The following is a 17,726-nucleotide window of genomic DNA, read 5'->3' on the forward strand; positions in this document are numbered from 1 at the left end:
TTGGATATCTATCAAAAATATGACTTAAAAGAAGTAATCAATGCCAGTGGTAAGATGACTATTTTAGGTGTCTCTAAAGTATCAGAAGAAGTCTTAGCTGCACAAAAATTTGGTGGCGAACATTTCTTTGAAATGGCGGATTTAACTATAAAAACAGGTCAAGCGATTGCTAAACTAATTGGTGCAGAAGATGGTATTGTTTTATCCTCAGCATCAGCGGGGATTGCTCAATCGGTTGCAGGATTAATTGGTCAAGGAAGCTTGTACCATGTTTATCATCCATTTACAGATAAAATTACAAAACGTGAGATTATTTTGCCTAAGGGACATAACGTTGATTATGGAACACCTGTAGAAGTTATGGTAGAATCAGGTGGCGGAAAAGTAATCGAAGCGGGTTATGCAAATATGTGTACGCCAGAGCATATTGCTATGATGATTACAGAAGAGACAGCTGCGGTACTTTATATTAAGAGTCATCATACCGTTCAAAAAAGTATGTTAACGGTTAGTGAAGCAGCTGAAATAGCTCATCAACATCATCTACCTTTAATTGTGGATGCAGCAGCAGAAGAAGATTTAGTAAAATATTTGGAACAAGGTGCGGATTTAGTTATCTATAGTGGTGCTAAAGCATTAGAAGGACCGAGTTCAGGTTTAGTTGTTGGAAAAGGGCAATTAGTGGAATGGGTTCGTCTACAAGGAAAAGGTCTTGGTCGCTCAATGAAGGTTGGGAAAGAGAATATCCTTGGTTTGACAGCGGCTATTGAACAATATGTTCGTGATGGTAGTGAATCTGGTTCAGCAATGCAAGAGCGTTTAGCTCCATTTATTGTTGCGTTGAATGAAGTGCCACACATCACAGCGAGTGTTGAACAAGATCCAGCTGGACGCGAAATCTACCGTGCTAAAATTCAAGTTGAAGATAGCACTAAATTAACTGCTAAAGAAGTGATTAGCCAACTAAAAGAAGGCAATTTAGCAATCTATACCCGAGAGTATCGAGCAAATAATGGCATTATTGAATTTGACATTCGTGCAGTGAATACCACTGAAATGGCTCAAATTGTTGCTCGTCTAAAAGCGATTTTAGCTTAATTTCAATCTAATCCTATAAAAATTATGTAAAAGAAAGAGGCAATCAATTATGAAAAAAACACCAAATTATGTAGAAGACCGTATCTCTTTAAATGTATTAGCGAACTCTGTAGAAAATGCAGTTGATTGTTATAAAGCAGCAGAAGGATATGCTATTTTAGGCGTATTATCAAAAAATTATCCAACAGATGAAGCTGCAATTGCCGATATGAAATTGTATCAAGCTGCAACAGATAATGCATTATCTGTTGGCTTAGGTGCTGGTGATCCAAACCAAAGTCAAATGGTAAGCCGTATTTCAGCTACTTTGCAACCACAACATGTGAACCAAGTCTTTACTGGCGTTGGAGCAAGCCGTGCGTTATTAGGTCAATCTGAGACAATCGTGAATGGTTTAGTTTCTCCAACTGGTAAAGTTGGTATTGTGAATATTGCAACGGGTCCCTTAAGTAGTGGACAACCAGCTGGTGAAGTTTCAATTGAAACAGCCATTGCCTTATTAAAAGATATGGGTGGTAGCTCAATTAAATTCTTTAATATGAAAGGTTTAACACATATTGAAGAGTATAAAGCTGTAGCAAAAGCTTGTGCTGAAAATGATTTCTATCTAGAGCCAACTGGCGGAATTGATTTGGAAAACTTTGAAGAAATCGTACAAATTGCTGTTGATGCAGGCGTGAAGAAAATTATTCCTCACGTATATAGCTCAATTATTGACTCTGCTACTGGCGATACACGTCCAGAAGATGTGAAAACATTATTAGCATTAGTTAAAAAGACTCTAGCTTAATAATTAATTAAATTGTATGATAAAACTGAGAGTAGCTTATGGACTCTCAGTTTTTTCCTTTCAACTAATTTACTGAATTTCAATGATAGAAGGAGTTAAAAACGATGAAAATTTTAGCATTTGGTGAAGTCATGATGCGCTTAACACCACCACATTACAAATTAATCGAACAAACGGATACCTTAGACTTAGCTTTTAATGGTAGCGGAGTCAATATGCTAAGTAGTCTAGCACATTTTGGATACGATACAACGATATTGACAACCTTACCAGCTAATCAAGTGGGACGAGCAGCAGCGGGAACAGTCCGTAAGCTAGGAATCAAAGATGAGTTAATTGGTTATCGTGGCGATCATATTGGATTGTATTTCTTAGAAATGGGTTTTGGCAATCGTCCAGCGGAAGTGACGTATTTGAATCGTTTGGCAAGTTCATTTGGTGAAAGCACGCTTAGCGATTATGATTTGGACCAAGCCGTTGCAAGTGCTGATATTATTCATATTTGTGGGATTGCTTTGATGCTTGCAGAAGGAACTAGAGAAGTGGCTTTTGCGTTGGCTGAAAAGGCTCATAAAGCAGGAAAATTTGTCTGCTTTGATTTTAATTATCGTCCAAGTTTAAATAAAGAAAATGGTCATGAGTGGGTGAAAGATCAATTCCACCGTATGTTGCCTAATTGCGATTTAGTAATTGGTGGGATTCGTGATTTAACGGAACTGATTGATTTACCAGTACCAGCTAACTTAACCGATGAAGTTGAGATTTTACGTGCAGTTAGTCAAGTATTTAGTGAGAAATTTGATGTGGCTTATTTTGCCGGCACGATTCGTGGACAAGTTGGTGAACAACGAGGAATTCGTGGTTTCTTACGTCACCAAGCAGAATTTTTTGTTAGTCGTCCTTTTGCTGTGGAAATTTATGATCGCATTGGAACAGGAGATGCGTATGCAGCAGGAATTTTAGCAGGGATTATTGAAAAATGGACAGTTGAAAAGACGGTTGATTTTGCAACAAGTAATGGAGTTTTGACGCATACCACTTTTGGGGATAGCCCGCTAATTCGCAAGGAGATCGTTGAAGCGTTTAGTCGTGGAGAACTTGGTGATGTGATTCGTTAGTGAAAATTAGAAAAGCACTGTAGGTAGCTCAGTGCTTTTTATGCTTGAATGACGTCAATCCAAAAGAGTGAGAGACAAAACTAAAACTAGTTTTGTCTCTCATTCTAAATTTATATAAATAACGATAAAAGGTAGCTTCTTAATTTAGTTCAGCAAGTTTTTCGGCTGCTTTTTGAGGGATATCACTTAGTTCGACTTTTTCAATATCTTCTACATACGCGCCTTTATTTTTTATTTTGACATAAATACCCAATGTCATTTTTTGGATAGCATTAAAATCAATTTCTCTTGTATTTCCATCTTTATCTACAGCAGTTTGAATATAATTAGACGTGCCATATGTGTTAACAGAATTCGGTTCTTTCGCGATAACGTACAATTCGCTTTTAGGTACGAAGGGATTAAATCGATCGACAATACCTGCTATTTCCCCAGAGTTCTTTTTTGTTGCTAGAGTCAATCCTCCAAGAACGACTACTCCTAGTAGAGCTATAATACTGATTTTTATTAGTAATTTCATGATATGTTCTCCTATACATTAATTATTTTGAAATAGTTAAAATTTCTATCCCATAAGATTAGTATATAGAGAATATAGAGCAGGAGCCATTCATTAAGCTAACAATAAACTAACAAAACTGTCATTTTAAAATAACGGGATTTAAATTTAGAAAGGCAAATAACTGAAGAATAATAGTAAGAAAACAAAAATAACTACAAGGCTTATTAAGATTTTATGATGTACTAATAAGGCGATATACTCACGGATTAAGGCAGTTGGTAAAAAATAAAGAGCTGTTGGAGCACCAACGCCTTCAGCTTTCAGATGAACCTTATGAGCATAAAGTGAGCCACGTAATACATGATAATTATTTGTTGAAAAAATAATAGAAGGACTTGTTTTTTCTTGCCAATCTTGTTCTATAATTTTTTTTGAATATAGCATGTTTTCGTAAGTAGTGGTCGAACGATCTTCAACAAGAATATGTTGTTCAGGAATGTTCTGAGAAAGTAAATATTTTTTCATCGCAAAAGCTTCAGAAACAGGCTCATCTGGACCTTGTCCACCACTGACGATTAGTTTAGCTTTTGGATTTTTTAAATAGTACTCGATTCCTTTATCTAACCGACTTTTTAATAGGGGAGGAACGTCTTCACTGCGAATTCCAGAGCCTAAAACAATAATGAAGTCAACGGCTTTTTTTAAAGGAATCATTTGATACATCCAAGAATACAGAACATATGCAGCAAAGAGAAACGTTAAAATTAAGTCGACGAGTAAAAAGAAGATAATTATGGAAAAAATAAGTGGTGGTAATTTTAAGACAGCAATCGTTAATACATAGAAGAATAAGGGCAGAACAATCAGTAAATTGAGTCCGAGGGCAGCCGATAATTTAGCAGTTACGCTTTTTCCTTCTCGAGTACTCATTGTTTTTGAATTGAGAATAAAGTAAATACAGATACCGATAAATAACATTGGAACGACTACATAAGCTAACCCTAAAGCAATTAAATCACCATATTGTACTCGATTATGGATTTCATTAATCCCAATAAAAAAGAGACTAATAATTGAAGAAATAAGACCAGCTGCTAGAATAATTCCTCCAACAATACTACGGTTCTGGACTTTTAATACTAAAAATCCAATTAAAGATAGAAATAAAAAGAATAATAAGACAATCATTGGGAACCTCCTAATTTGAAATCTTAGTAAGTATATCATTCTCAATAGAAGCCTGTCACTTCAGAGGATTAGCTTAGATTGCATTTTTAAATAACTAAGCTACTAGATTAATAAATGAGAGCCTTTACTTTTACAGATTGCTGACTTATGCTAAAGAGGAAATGCAAATAGGTGATTGGAGTGAAGGAACAATGAAGTATTATGTAGGAATTGATATTGGAGGAACGAATATTAAGTATGGTTTGTTAACAGAAACAGGTGAAATTTTGCATCATGATAAAGTGAAAACGGTTTTATCTGGTAAAGACATTTTGCAACATATTGAAGAAATTATTAAAAACTATCAAAAAGAATACTTAATTAAAGGTGTTGGTGTCAGTGCACCTGGAACTGTTCAAGCGGATGGTTTTATGACTACGGGTGGTGCAATTATGGACTTTTATGGTGTGAATCTAAAGGAACTGATTATGGAACGAGTGGATTTGCCAGTAAAGGTGGAAAATGATGTGAATACAATTGCATTAGCAGAGAAATGGCTTGGTGGCGGTCGTGAATTTTCAAGTTTTGCATGTCTGGCAGTAGGGACTGGAATAGGTGGAGCATTGATTATCAATAATGAATTGTATCGCGGACGTTGGGGAAGCGCTGGGGAGTTTGGCTATATGATTACCGAACCAGTTGTGAATGACAATACACGTAGTTCGACATTGAGCTTAACTGGATCGGTTCGTAGTGGGTTAATTAAACGATATTCAACAATTAGTGGCAATGCCGAAAAGATTGATGGAGCAGAAATCTATCAACGGGCAGAAAAGGGTGAAGCGGCAGCGATTGAAACGTTAGATTTGTTTCATAAAAACCTTTCAGAAGGAATTTTTAATTTGTTAGTTAGTCTGGACCCTGAGATTATTTTAATAGGTGGAGCAATTAGTGAAAATACAACTTTTATCGCAGAATTAAATCGCCGTGTCAAAAAATTACAGGCTGATTATTCACAGATGTCTAATTTAACATTTGCAGAGGTTGCACCTTGCCGATTCTTCAATAATGCTGGGATTATCGGTGGTGTTTATGGAATTTTGAAGGAACAGATTTAAGTTAATATGGTATACTAAACTCAACTAAATTATGTTGCTAGGAGGCTTTTATGAAAGAGTGGAACGAGTTTTTTGAAGTAGAACAAAAAGAACCCTATTTTATTGAATTAATGAAAAAAGTGGATGAAGCATCAACTTTAGGTCCTGTTTATCCACCTCGTGAAGAGATGTTTTCTTGTTTTGATTGGTGTTCCTATGAGGATATTAAAGTTGTGATTCTTGGTCAAGATCCTTATCATGGGAAGAATCAAGCTCATGGATTGAGTTTTTCGGTTAAGCCGGGAGAAAAGATTCCTCCGAGTTTGCGAAATATTTATAAAGAGTTAGATTCTGATTTAGGAATTCCACCAGCTAACCATGGTTATTTAGTTGCATGGGCGAAGCAAGGTATTTTAATGATGAATACTGGTTGGAGCGTGGCAGAAGGACAGGCTGCAAGTCACAAAAAATTTGGTTGGAAGCAATTTACGAATCATGTATTAGAGGAATTGAACAATCATGAAGAACCGTTAGTTTTTATTTTATGGGGCAATCATGCCATGGATGCAGCTAAGGGGATTGTGACAGATCCAAAACATTTAATTATCAAGGGTGTTCATCCGTCACCATTGGCAGCGAGAGGCGGTTTCTTTGGAAGCAAGCCATTTTCAGAGGCAAATGCATTTCTTGAGAAAACTGGTCGTGGCGCGATTAATTGGCAGTTGGAAGATATCTAAAGGGAATCAGAAAGTTAGAACAGGTGTACATAATCTGTTCTAACTTTTTTTATTTTAACTCTAGATTAATTTTGCCAATTTTTACTAATAAGCAAATGTGTCTGTATCTTCTTAAAATCTTCATCTTTCTGATTTTAATTATTCAAATTTGTAAGGTATGATAGGGTTAGAATGAATAGGATGAGGAGGAGAATGTGTGCTGCGTTTATTAGTAGTGGAGGATGATCAACGTTTATCGGCGAATATCATTGAAATAACGGCTGACTTTTTGCAAGGAGATCAAGCCTTTGATGGAGCGGAAGGACTTTATCATGCGGAGCAAAATATTTATGATGTGATTGTGTTAGATTTAATGATGCCGGAAATGAATGGTTATGAAGTGTTGAAGGAATTAAGAAAGTTAAAAGTTGAGACACCGGTTTTAATCTTGACGGCGAAGGATGGGATTGATGATAAAATCCAAGGTTTTGAAGTTGGAGCAGATGATTATTTAGTCAAACCTTTTCATCGTGAAGAGTTAGTGATGCGCCTAAAAGCTTTGCTAAAACGTAATCATAGTGGCTTTATGGAAAATCAAATTAGCTACCGAGATCTAGTGTTAAATGTGCAAAATAAAACAGCGAAAATCAATGAAGAAGCTCTTGTTTTAAACGGTAAAGAATTTGATTTATTAGAATACTTTATTCAAAACCCTGAAATGATTGTGACTAAAGAGCAAATTTTCGATCGCATCTGGGGCTTTGATTCCGAAACGTCCTTAAGTGTTGTAGAAGTCTATATGAGTAATTTACGTAAAAAGCTAAAGCCTTATGATTACGATGGAGGCATTAAAACCTTGAGAAATGTTGGATATATGCTGACGTTAGGTGGGAATTAATGAAGAAGACAATTGAGAAGAAGCAGCAGCGTCGCTTTTTTATTTATAATATGATTTCCTTTGCCTTAATTTTCTTGGCTTTTGGTTTTATTATTTATTTCCAAGTTCAAAATTCACTTTATTCTGGTGTGGATAGAGATTTATTAAGACAAGCTGAAATCCGAGGTGCGATTGCGGGGGCGGGAAGCAGTGATGAGACAAATAGGCTGAAAGAACCGCCAGTTGGTGAGTTGGATAAGCTACCGAATCCAGTAAGTATGCCAAAAGGACAAGGACGATTTGTACCGATTGAATGGGATGCTCAAGGAGATATTTTGAATAAGGATGAGATTGGAACGCAACTTGCAGACGAACTAAGTAGTGATTTCAAGTTAACTACCTCTAAGTTAGAAACGGTTCAAAGTGTGACCTTAAGTAGTGGCAGCTCGTTTCGCTATGTTGTCTATAAAGCGCCAAGCATAGCTAGTACTCAAGTCCGTTATATTCAATTTATTAGTCGAGTAGATGCCGAGAAACAGTTGGCTGAAAATTTTGGTAGGATATTGATTATTTGTTCGATTAGTTTTTGGATTCTGTCGATTTTTGCTAGTTATTACTTATCACAAAAAGCTATGAGTCCGATTCTGGCATCTTGGAAGAAACAGACTGAATTTGTAGCAAATGCTTCTCATGAACTGCGAACCCCGTTAACGATTATTCAAAATAAACTGGAACTGCTGTTAACGAAACCAAATGAACGCATTATTGATCAAATGGAGCCAATTGCTTTATCCTTAAGTGAAATTCGCCATCTAACTAAAATGACCAGTGATTTATTATTATTATCAAGAGCCGATTCAAATGCAACGATGCTCACAAAAGAAAAGGTTCAATTGAATCACTTTATTGCTGAAATTATTGAACCATATCAAGAAATTGCAGCTAGTTTAGATATGAAAATTTGGACGAATTTAGAAAGTGATGCATTTGCTGAGATTGATCCAGTTCGGATTCAACAGTTGTTGGTTATTTTGTTAGATAACAGTTTAAAATATAGCTCAGCAGGGGACAGTATTGGAATTATCACTTCTGTAAGCGAGCATCATTGGCAGCTTGAAGTGCGAGATACTGGGCAAGGCATTGATAAAGAGAATCGTGAAAAAATCTTTGAAAGATTTTATCGAGAAGAGAAATCACGTAATCGTGAAACAGGTGGAACGGGTTTAGGTTTATCAATTGCTAAATGGATTGTTGAGTTGCATCATGGGAAAATGAACGTATTAGAAAATGAACCTAAAGGAAGTATTTTTCAGATTCGTTTGCCTTTAAAATAAAGGTTGTGTAAAACTGAAAAAGTTATCCACTTTTTATTGTTGATAACTTTTTGGTAACGGTGTATATCTAGTAAAATCAAGGAAAGATACGCACAAAATAAGAAAGTTATGCACATTTCCAGTGGATAACTATGACTATATTTAAATTCTTATCCACATTTTTGTGGATAAGACATAAATAATGCATCTATTTTATTAAATAAGAGATAAGCTTAGTGGAAATTTCTTTATGAAATTAATAAAGGAGTATACTAAAGCTAGTCTTTGCTCGTTCTATTCAATTGCAAAGAAAGAAGAAAGGGATGACAAATTTTGAGTCAAATAAAAACATCGATTGTCGATACTGGACTTTATGTACTCAAAGAAAAACTACGGAAGGATCAACACTTAAAGCCAACTAATCAATTGCCATCTGAAACAATTGATGTAAAACGTCTGGATTTAAGTCAGGATCAAGTATTTTGGTTAGGACATTCAGCATCATTGATTATTTTTAATCAAAAAGTAATTTTAGTTGATCCGATGTTAGGCGAGTATGCTTCGCCAATACCTTTTATGTATAAACGATTTGCTACGCAACGACCATTGGACTTGGCGGAATTTGAATGGATTGACGTGGTATTATTTACGCACAATCATTACGATCATTTAGATAAAACTAGTGTCTTGAAAATAAAAAATAAAGTCGGGCTCTTTTTAGTTTCAGTGGGTATGAAAAAAATTTTAACTCGCTGGGGTGTTTCGGATAAACATATTCAAGAAATGGACTGGCATCAAGACCTTCAACTTGGAAATATGAAAATTATTGCAACACCAGCAAAACATGGTAGTGGACGCGGGTTATTTGATAGAAATAAAAGTCAATGCAACTCTTGGATTTTAAAAGATTCAAATACTGCTTTGTTTTTATCTGGTGATAGTGGGTATGACCAACACTTTAAAGAAATAGGCGAAAAATATGGTCCCTTTGATTTAGCTTTGATGGAATGTGGACAATACAACCCTCACTGGAAAGAAGCTCATATGTTTCCTGAAGAGACCGTTGAAGCTGTGCTAGATGTGAAAGCCCAGCGTTTTATTCCAATTCATTGGGCTGGTTTTGCTTTGTCTTTCCATCCGTGGCAAGAGCCTGTGGAAAAAGCGAGTAAAAAAGCACAAGAATTAAATCTGGCAATGGATACACCGATGATTGGGGAACAATACCGAATCAATCAACCCAATGCAACTAGAAAATGGTGGCGAACGATTGATAAATAACAATGGAATCGAGGGATAGATGCGGAATGAATGCCAATGAAGCACTTCACTATTTAATGGAACGAACGAAGCAATGGCCGGAAATGATTGTTTTCGTGAATTGGGGTATGGAGGAAAGTACTAGAGAAACTACTCTGGTTGCTGCTTATAGCGGGAAAATTACCAAGAAGTCAGACTTTTCAACAAGTCCAGTTTACACAGGTATTCCAGGAACCTTTTTCGCTTTAACAGAAAAAGTATTTACTAAAAAAGGGTTAAATCACTGGTTAGAGCAAATCCGTTTAGAAGAAACAGACGATGAAGGGACCTACTAATGAATAAGCTTCTGTCAGCATAGATGGAAGCTTATTTTTTGTTTAAGCTAGTTTTAAGATACTTTCTTTATAGTTAGGTTATTAACTTAATGGGAAGAGGACGAATCATTATGATACCGATATTCTTAGAGACAGGATTCACTTCATTAGTTGAAAGTGGGCTAAATCTCCTAATTTCATTGCTGGCGGGTTGGTTTATTTATTTTATCTATCGAAAAGTTATTCAAGGAGTAGCGTATTCTCAAAAATTTGCTAGCTTATTAATGTGTTTTACGTTAATGACAACTATGGTGACCAGAGTAAGTAGCAATGAGATTTTTATTATGATGGTGCTGATTTGTTTAGTGTTGGCTAGTCTTAGAGGAATTAAAAGGAACGTGCTGAATACTTTTTATATAGGTTGGTCTCTTGGAACAGGCATGTTGATTGGCAAAAATGAGTGGTACACGGTACTGATTGGTGGCGTATGTATTAGTCTCGTGATGATTTTATTTGTATTGCAAAAAGGAATGGAAAAGTCTTATCTTTTACTGATTCAGACTAAAAATGATCCAATAGAAACACATATTGAACAAATTTTAAAAGGTAGTACAAGTGCTTATGTTCTTAAATCTAAATCCTTGCAACAGGTGAATCATGAATTAATTTTTGCTATTCGTCTAAAAGGAACGAATACAACCTTTTTGAATCAATTAAATGCATTAAAAGAAATAGACTCAGTAGTGATGAAAGAAGCTACTTGAGTTGTTAAATAATGAGATTGATATAAGATTTCTAAATAGTAAAAATCCAATGAACCCCATTTTTTTAATGGTGATTTCATTGGATTTTTTATTTTAACTAAAATAGTCATTACTCACGAATTTGTCCTTCGCCAAAAATAATATATTTGCTAGATGTCAGTTCAGCTAGACCCATAGGACCACGGGCATGCACTTTTTGCGTACTAATTCCAATTTCAGCACCATAGCCAAACTCAAAGCCATCAGTAAAGCGAGTAGAAGCATTAATATAAACAGCTGCTGCATCTACTTCACGATGGAATTTTTGTCCATTAGAATAATTATCTGTCACGATAGCTTCTGAGTGTCCCGTACTATAGCGATCAATATGGGCAATTGCGTCATCTAAAGAATCAACGACCTTAACAGCTAAGATAAAGTCTAAAAATTCAGTTTCCCAGTCACTTTCGGTAGCAGGAATCCCTTTTTTCAAACTAGCTAATGCGCGAGAATCAGCGCGAAGCTCTACGTTGTAGGCATCTAGAGCTTTCTCAATAACTGGTAAAAACTCTTTTGCAACGGATTCATGAATGAGTAGCGTTTCGAGTGCATTACACACAGAGGGACGAGAGCATTTTGCATTGACAATAATATCGACAGCCATCTGTAATTGAGCAGAAGAATCGACATATACATGACAGTTGCCAACCCCAGTTTCGATGACTGGAACTGTGGCCGTTTCCATGACAGTCTGAATCAGACGAGCGCCACCACGAGGAATTAGGACATCTAAATAACGATTTAGACGCATTAAATTACGAGCAGTTTCACGAGAAGTATCTTCTACTAATTGAATCGCAGTTGGTGGGAAATTAGTAGAAGATAGAGCTTTTTGTAAGAGCTGAACTAAAATTTTATTTGAATGGATGGCTTCTTTACCACCACGTAAAATAACTGCATTACCCGATTTAAAACATAAAGCGCCAGCATCAGTTGTGACATTAGGACGTGATTCATAAATAATCCCAATTACCCCAAGAGGCACACTTTGTTTAGCAATCGTTAAATTCGCTTCATTTTTCCACATATCATGAGCAACCCCGATAGGATCAGGCAAATTGGCAATATCTAAGAGACCATCAGCCATTGCTTGAATTCGTTCTGGGGTTAGTAATAGGCGATCAAACATTGTTTCAGGAACACCATTTTCCTTAGCTTGATCTAAGTCCAACTGATTGGCGGCTAAAATATCAGCAGAATGTTCTAATAAAACCGTACTCATTATTTTTAAAGCTTCATTTTTTTCTTTCCCACTAGCCTGAGCTTGATAACGTGAGGCTTTTTTAGCTTGCTCACCAAGTTGAATTAACATTTCCATAAAACAATCACTCCTTAATTAAAAGTTGAGGGCTTTTGTTCAGCTCCGAAAGGAAAATAGGAAAACAAGTAGAAAGTATCTGTTTACTTTCCGCTTGTTTTATCTTTTTACGCAGGAGCTAAAGCGTGAAACTAGCCAAAATTAAAAGTTGAGGGCTTTTGTTCAGCTCCGAAAGGAAAATAGGGAATTTTAGCAAAATCTATTTTATTTTGCATTGATCATATTTTTCCTTAGAGCAAAACATTTATTCTGTAACTTATTTTCGATAAAAATGTGTCCCAACTTTTTCACCAGTCATAATTTTAAAAATAATCATTGGATCGACACCATTTGCTAGCACCATCTGACTTTGCTGATTTAAAACATGATCGGCCGCTTTTAGCTTGGTTATCATACCGCCAGTTCCAAAACGTGAGCCATTTCCACCAGCCAATAAAAGCAGTTCATCCGTAATTGCATGAATAGTAGAAAATAAACGCGCATCATCATGGATAGTTGGATTTTTATCATAAAAACCATCAATATCAGAGAGCATAATCAGCAAATCAGCTTGCGTAATTTCAGCAACTAGAGCAGAAAGACTATCGTTATCTCCAAATTTTGTTTGATGATCTAATTCATCGATGGCAACTGTGTCATTTTCATTTACAATAGGAATAATACCCATTGCCAGTAATTGTTGAAAAGTGTTGGTTACATTTTCGCGACTTTCAGGATAATCAAGAACATCTCGAGTGAGTAAAACTTGTCCAACAACTTGAGTATATTCGCTAAAAAATTTGCTATAAAGAGTCATTAATTCACTTTGTCCAACAGCAGCAACTGCTTGTTGTTGGGGAATTGAGGTGGGGCGCTCATTTAATTTTAAGCAATGACAGCCAACACCAATTGCACCAGAGGAAACTAAGATAACTTCCTTGCCTTGATTGCGTAAATCAGTTAAGACAAAAGCTAATTTTTCAATTCGTTGTAAGTTAATGCCACCGGTTGGATACATTAACGTGCTAGTACCTACTTTAATTACAATACGTTTTAAATCGTTTAAAGCGGCACGGGGTGTATTTGCCATAAGTGTTCCTCCATTAAGTCCGTTCTCTCAAAAATAATCTGAAAAGTAAGGTTCTCCTTGTGAAATCAGTTGTTCTAAGCTACGTAAGGTTCGACTGTCTGTTTCTAGTCGTTCAATCCGAGCAAGGTAAGAAGGGCGACGATAGCCCATTAACATAGTAGTTAAAGTTTGAATATCAATTTTTACTGGTGAGCCGATTGGTTGATCACTAACTGTTACAACGCCATCTTCATCAAAACTTAATCCAAAAATCCCACGATTCCATTCCAACATGGGGTCTTCAACAATTAAATGAAAGTCTGGCACAGTAACTGTTTCAAAGGGATATTCTTTTAAAAATTCAGCTACATCAACAATCCGTGCCATAAAGTAAGGCTGGATGGTTTCAATGATTTCGCTATCTTCCAAAATAAAAGCAATGGGTTCATTTTTAAACGTACTTCCTTCGATTTTATCTACCATTGAAAAGTGAGCAGTAATAAAATTCCACAAACCTTTTCGAGCTTCCTGATTTAAATAAAACATTTCTTTTAAATGGAAAATATCTTCTGCAATCCAGTAAAAGAGGCAGCCTGTTGGTCGGTTTTGTTCATCATAATAAACCGCTGCAATGCGTTCTTCGTCATTTTCCCAGCGCCAATACTCCTCCCAAGCTAATTCATCACGAATCAAGGCACCATGATTCATTCGCGCAAAAGTATCGTAAACTTGGATAACATCTTGATGATCGATATCTAAGCGTTCTACATATCCAGAAACAGGAACCGTTTTAGGCAACTGAGTGTCTTTAAAACTAAAGGTCATTTTATCGGAAATAATCTCCCAACCTTTACGCCGATAGTAAGGGATTGAATAAGGAAATAGATAGGAAATCCATTGTCCATGCTCCCGCATATTTTCTAAACCAGCTTTCATTAATTGGTGCATTAACCCTAGATTTGCATACTCAGGATACGTACCAACACCAGTTAAACCACCCATTTTGAAAAGTTTTCCGTGAATGTTTACTTCACAGGGATAAATCGCTAATTGAGAAATTAATTTATCGTCATCAAACCAACCAATGACATCCGCTTTCCGGAGTACAGGACGTTTGGCTTTAACTAAATCATCTTCTTCATAACCAACTTCTTGCAAATCTTGATTGGTAACTTGAAAAACATAACGCAATAATTCATTAAATTGTTCTAAGTGCTCTAAAGTAACAGGACGCATTTTAAAACGTTTTGCCTGATCTTCCAGTGACATATGAATCCCTCGCTTTTTGATAAATTAGCTAACTAAATTGAAAAAGTCAGGACTTGCTGTCAAATTTAATTTGAACTAACTTATAGATAATATGTCTATTTTAGCAGTAAATTCATTAAAAAACTAGTTTACTAGCTGAATTTTAGAAAAGAAACTCCCACTTAGCTTATTCCTGCTAAATGGGAGTTTTTAGACGATTTACTTCTTACTAATTTTTGTCCATTTTACGTAAAATCGCTTTTTGTAACTCAATCACGATTAATGGAATAATCGATAGACCAATTGCCAATAACCAGTGAGTTCCACTTAATGCTACTAATGAGAAAATACTTGCCAATGGCGGCACAAGTGCAACAGCTAAGACAATAACAATTGAACATATTGCTGACCAGAATAACAATGGATTTGACATAAAACCGATTTTAAAGATAGACTCTTTGCTACGAACATTGAAAATATGAATAACAGACGACCACCCAAGAATGATAAAGGCCAATGTTTGTCCAACTTCGTGATTCGCTGTAATCGTTGAGTTAATATCGATAAATGAACCAACATAAAATCCAATTAACGTAATAATGGTGAACACAACCGATTGAACACCAATTTTTTTCAGAAGTCCACCGCTAAAAATACTCGCATTTTTCGGTGTGGGTGCTTGTTCCATAATGTCAGCATCGGCTTTCTCTTTACTCAGTGAGAATCCTGGAATCCCATCAGCAACAACGTTAATTAATAACAATTGAACAGAAATAACAGGAACTCCCCAACCCATACTTACGGCAATTAGCATAATGAAAATCTCAGATACATTACAACTTAATAAGAAATAGACAGCTTTACGAATATTTTCATAAACACGACGACCTTCTTCAACTGCATGAACAATTGTCGCAAAGTTATCATCTGTTAAAACCATATCCGCTGCATTTTTAGAGACGTCTGTTCCGGCAATTCCCATGGCCGTTCCAACATCCGCTGCTTTTAAGGCAGGTGCATCATTTACTCCGTCCCCAGTCATAGCCACAACTTCTCCATTTGCTTGCCAGGCTTTTACGATTTTAATCTTATCTTCTGGAGAGACACGAGCATAAACCGCATAGTCTCGAACAGAAGCCTGTAGTTCATCGTCAGAAAGCTTCGCTAATTCAGCACCAGTAATTGATTTATCTCCATCTTCTAGAATTCCGATTTCTTTTGCAATCGCACTAGCCGTCACAATATGGTCCCCAGTAATCATAACGGTTTTAATTCCAGCTGCTTTAGCTGCTCGAACGGCTTCTTGACTCTCTTTGCGTGGTGGATCAATCATACCAACAATCCCAGCAAATTCAAGATTATCCTCTAATTCAGCAGGAGAAAGGTCCTCAGGTAATTCAGTATATTTTTTATAACCAACGGCAATAACACGTAAAGCTTTTTCGGCAAATTGATCATGAATCTTAATGGCATCCTCCCCAGCTTTACAATTAAAGTCTACTGGGATTCGATCAAATGCCCCTTTTGTAATTGAAATAAACCCATCATCCAATTCGTGAACTGTAGTCATTAATTTTCTTTCTGAATCGAAAGGAATTTCATGAACCCGAGGATATTTTTCTTCCAACTCTGATTTTTCTTGACCACGTTCTTGTAATAAGCGAATAATTGCCGTTTCTGTAGGATCCCCTGCTTGTTTTTCTTCCCCATTACGGTCTTCAATGGTTGCATTATTTGCTAAACTAGCTAATTGCAATAGATATTCTTCATCCGCATTATAGTCGCTATCTGCTTTAATTGGATCATGATTGACAGCCCATAGTTCTTTAATCGTCATTTTATTTTGTGTTAAGGTTCCTGTTTTATCAGAACAAATTACGGAAGCACTACCTAATGTTTCAACAGAAGGGATGTTGCGAATAATCGCATTGCGTTTGACCATATTTTGTACGCCGTAAGCCAGTGTAATCGTAACGATAACTGGTAATGTTTCAGGAACAGCAGCAACAGCTAAAGAAACAGCAGTCATTAAGATCTCTGCCATTGTTTCGCCTTGTAAATACCCAATCACAAAGATTAAAGCACCAGCAAGTAAGGCAATAATACTTAATTTTTTACCTAAATCATGTAAACGTAATTGTAGTGGAGTGATTGCTTTTTTTGTTGTATTTAAAAGATTAGCAATTTTCCCCATTTCTGTATCCATTCCAGTAGCCACAACTAATGCAGTAGCACGTCCATTAGTAATTAAACAGCCAGAAAAAACCATATTGAACTGATCGCCTAAAGGAGCATCGGCATCAATGATTGCTTCACTATCTTTATCGACTGGAACACTCTCTCCTGTTAATGCAGATTCTTCTACTTTTAAACCACTACTTGTTAAAATGCGGGCATCAGCAGGAATCATTTCTCCTGTTTCTAAAATAATAAGATCCCCAGGAACAAGTTCTGTAGCATCGATTTCTTCGGTTTGACCATCACGAATCACATTCGCCCGTGGAGCATTCAAACTTTTTAAAGAATCGAGAGCTTTTTCGGCATTGCTTTCTTGTTTGATACTCAAGAAAATATTTAAAATAACGATAGAAATGATAACCAAAGGTTCTGCAAAGTCATCTGGATGTAAAGTAATGGTTAGGTAAAGGGAAATTGCGGCTGCAAATAGCAGAATAATTGTTGTAATTTCCTTTAATTGATGAAGAATTTTAGAGAAAAGTGACTCTTTTTCCTCTTCGTCAAATTGATTATAGCCATACTTTTCTTGTGCCTCACTAATTTGTTTGCTTGATAGACCTTGATTTTCATCTATATTAAACTGTTGAAATAATTCTGTTCTCTTTTTTGTTTTGAAATCCATGCATCCCTCTCCTTATTTAGTGAATTTTAGCTAGCAAGTGATTACTTGCTTTCTTAATGATAACAAATAAAAAATAAACTTACAAGTTTTTTTATCTGAGAGATTCTTTTTAATAGGAATAGATACGTTTTAAATTTGTGAACAAAATAAAAAATGTTGATTAGAATATGTGAGTATTGATTGCTCTATAGCTGTTTTTG

At 36.0% G+C, this 17,726-nt stretch carries 16 protein-coding genes; 10 read left to right on the forward strand and 6 right to left on the reverse strand.

Annotation, left to right across the window (positions count from 1 at the left end; genetic code table 11):
• The 3 genes from BR43_RS13845 to BR43_RS13855 all read left to right on the forward strand — a co-directional run bounded on the left by BR43_RS13845 (position 1) and on the right by BR43_RS13855 (position 3,006).
• Complete coding sequence (locus BR43_RS13845; RefSeq protein ID WP_034562938.1) at positions 1-1,098, forward strand: DgaE family pyridoxal phosphate-dependent ammonia lyase; 1,098 nt, start codon at positions 1-3, stop codon at positions 1,096-1,098.
• Positions 1,099-1,147: 49 nt separating this feature from the next.
• Entirely contained in the window at positions 1,148-1,888 is a 741-nt protein-coding gene (gene dagF, locus BR43_RS13850; protein ID WP_034562940.1) for a 2-dehydro-3-deoxy-phosphogluconate aldolase, read from the forward strand.
• Between the two features lie 104 nt (positions 1,889-1,992).
• On the forward strand, positions 1,993-3,006 hold the full coding sequence (locus BR43_RS13855; RefSeq protein ID WP_034562943.1) for a sugar kinase: 1,014 nt from the start codon (positions 1,993-1,995) through the stop codon (positions 3,004-3,006).
• 139 nt (positions 3,007-3,145) lie between these two features.
• Here the strand turns inward: BR43_RS13855 and BR43_RS13860 are convergent, their stop codons facing one another.
• The gene (locus BR43_RS13860; protein WP_034562945.1) at positions 3,146-3,526 is read right to left on the reverse strand and encodes a YxeA family protein; all 381 of its coding nucleotides are present in this window, start codon (positions 3,524-3,526) and stop codon (positions 3,146-3,148) included.
• Between the two features lie 147 nt (positions 3,527-3,673).
• Positions 3,674-4,696 (reverse strand): YdcF family protein, encoded by a 1,023-nt coding sequence (locus tag BR43_RS13865; protein ID WP_034562947.1) that lies wholly within the window; start codon positions 4,694-4,696, stop codon positions 3,674-3,676.
• Positions 4,697-4,887: 191 nt separating this feature from the next.
• On the opposite strand from BR43_RS13865, the gene BR43_RS13870 reads away from it, so the two are divergent.
• The 7 genes from BR43_RS13870 to BR43_RS13900 all read left to right on the forward strand — a co-directional run bounded on the left by BR43_RS13870 (position 4,888) and on the right by BR43_RS13900 (position 11,013).
• Positions 4,888-5,793 carry an ROK family protein gene (locus BR43_RS13870; RefSeq protein WP_034565215.1) on the forward strand — a complete coding sequence of 302 codons (906 nt, stop codon included), beginning with the start codon at positions 4,888-4,890 and terminating at the stop codon, positions 5,791-5,793.
• A gap of 50 nt (positions 5,794-5,843) precedes the next feature.
• A complete protein-coding gene (locus BR43_RS13875) occupies positions 5,844-6,509 on the forward strand; it encodes a uracil-DNA glycosylase (RefSeq protein WP_034562948.1) in 666 nt (221 codons plus the stop codon).
• A gap of 196 nt (positions 6,510-6,705) precedes the next feature.
• Positions 6,706-7,386 (forward strand): response regulator transcription factor, encoded by a 681-nt coding sequence (locus BR43_RS13880; protein WP_034562950.1) that lies wholly within the window; start codon positions 6,706-6,708, stop codon positions 7,384-7,386.
• On the forward strand, positions 7,386-8,699 hold the full coding sequence (locus BR43_RS13885; RefSeq protein ID WP_034562952.1) for a sensor histidine kinase: 1,314 nt from the start codon (positions 7,386-7,388) through the stop codon (positions 8,697-8,699). Before BR43_RS13880 ends, BR43_RS13885 begins: the two co-directional genes overlap by 1 nt.
• Before the next feature lie 312 nt (positions 8,700-9,011).
• Positions 9,012-9,956 (forward strand): MBL fold metallo-hydrolase, encoded by a 945-nt coding sequence (locus BR43_RS13890; RefSeq protein WP_034562954.1) that lies wholly within the window; start codon positions 9,012-9,014, stop codon positions 9,954-9,956.
• A gap of 26 nt (positions 9,957-9,982) precedes the next feature.
• Positions 9,983-10,270: a hypothetical protein gene (locus tag BR43_RS13895; protein ID WP_034562956.1), complete on the forward strand. Its 288-nt coding sequence runs from the start codon at positions 9,983-9,985 to the stop codon at positions 10,268-10,270.
• A gap of 110 nt (positions 10,271-10,380) precedes the next feature.
• Positions 10,381-11,013: a hypothetical protein gene (locus BR43_RS13900; protein WP_034562959.1), complete on the forward strand. Its 633-nt coding sequence runs from the start codon at positions 10,381-10,383 to the stop codon at positions 11,011-11,013.
• Between the two features lie 109 nt (positions 11,014-11,122).
• Here the strand turns inward: BR43_RS13900 and BR43_RS13905 are convergent, their stop codons facing one another.
• The 4 genes from BR43_RS13905 to BR43_RS13920 form a co-directional block, all read right to left on the reverse strand.
• The gene (locus BR43_RS13905) at positions 11,123-12,370 is read right to left on the reverse strand and encodes a glutamate-5-semialdehyde dehydrogenase (RefSeq protein ID WP_034562961.1); all 1,248 of its coding nucleotides are present in this window, start codon (positions 12,368-12,370) and stop codon (positions 11,123-11,125) included.
• A gap of 256 nt (positions 12,371-12,626) precedes the next feature.
• Complete coding sequence (gene proB, locus BR43_RS13910; RefSeq protein WP_034562963.1) at positions 12,627-13,439, reverse strand: glutamate 5-kinase; 813 nt, start codon at positions 13,437-13,439, stop codon at positions 12,627-12,629.
• Between the two features lie 27 nt (positions 13,440-13,466).
• A complete protein-coding gene (locus BR43_RS13915; RefSeq protein WP_034562965.1) occupies positions 13,467-14,687 on the reverse strand; it encodes a GNAT family N-acetyltransferase in 1,221 nt (406 codons plus the stop codon).
• Positions 14,688-14,895: 208 nt separating this feature from the next.
• Entirely contained in the window at positions 14,896-17,526 is a 2,631-nt protein-coding gene (locus tag BR43_RS13920) for a cation-translocating P-type ATPase (RefSeq protein ID WP_034562967.1), read from the reverse strand.
• Between the last annotated feature and the right edge of the window lie 200 nt (positions 17,527-17,726).

Source organism: Carnobacterium gallinarum DSM 4847 (assembly GCF_000744375.1).
GTDB lineage: Bacteria > Bacillota > Bacilli > Lactobacillales > Carnobacteriaceae > Carnobacterium > Carnobacterium gallinarum.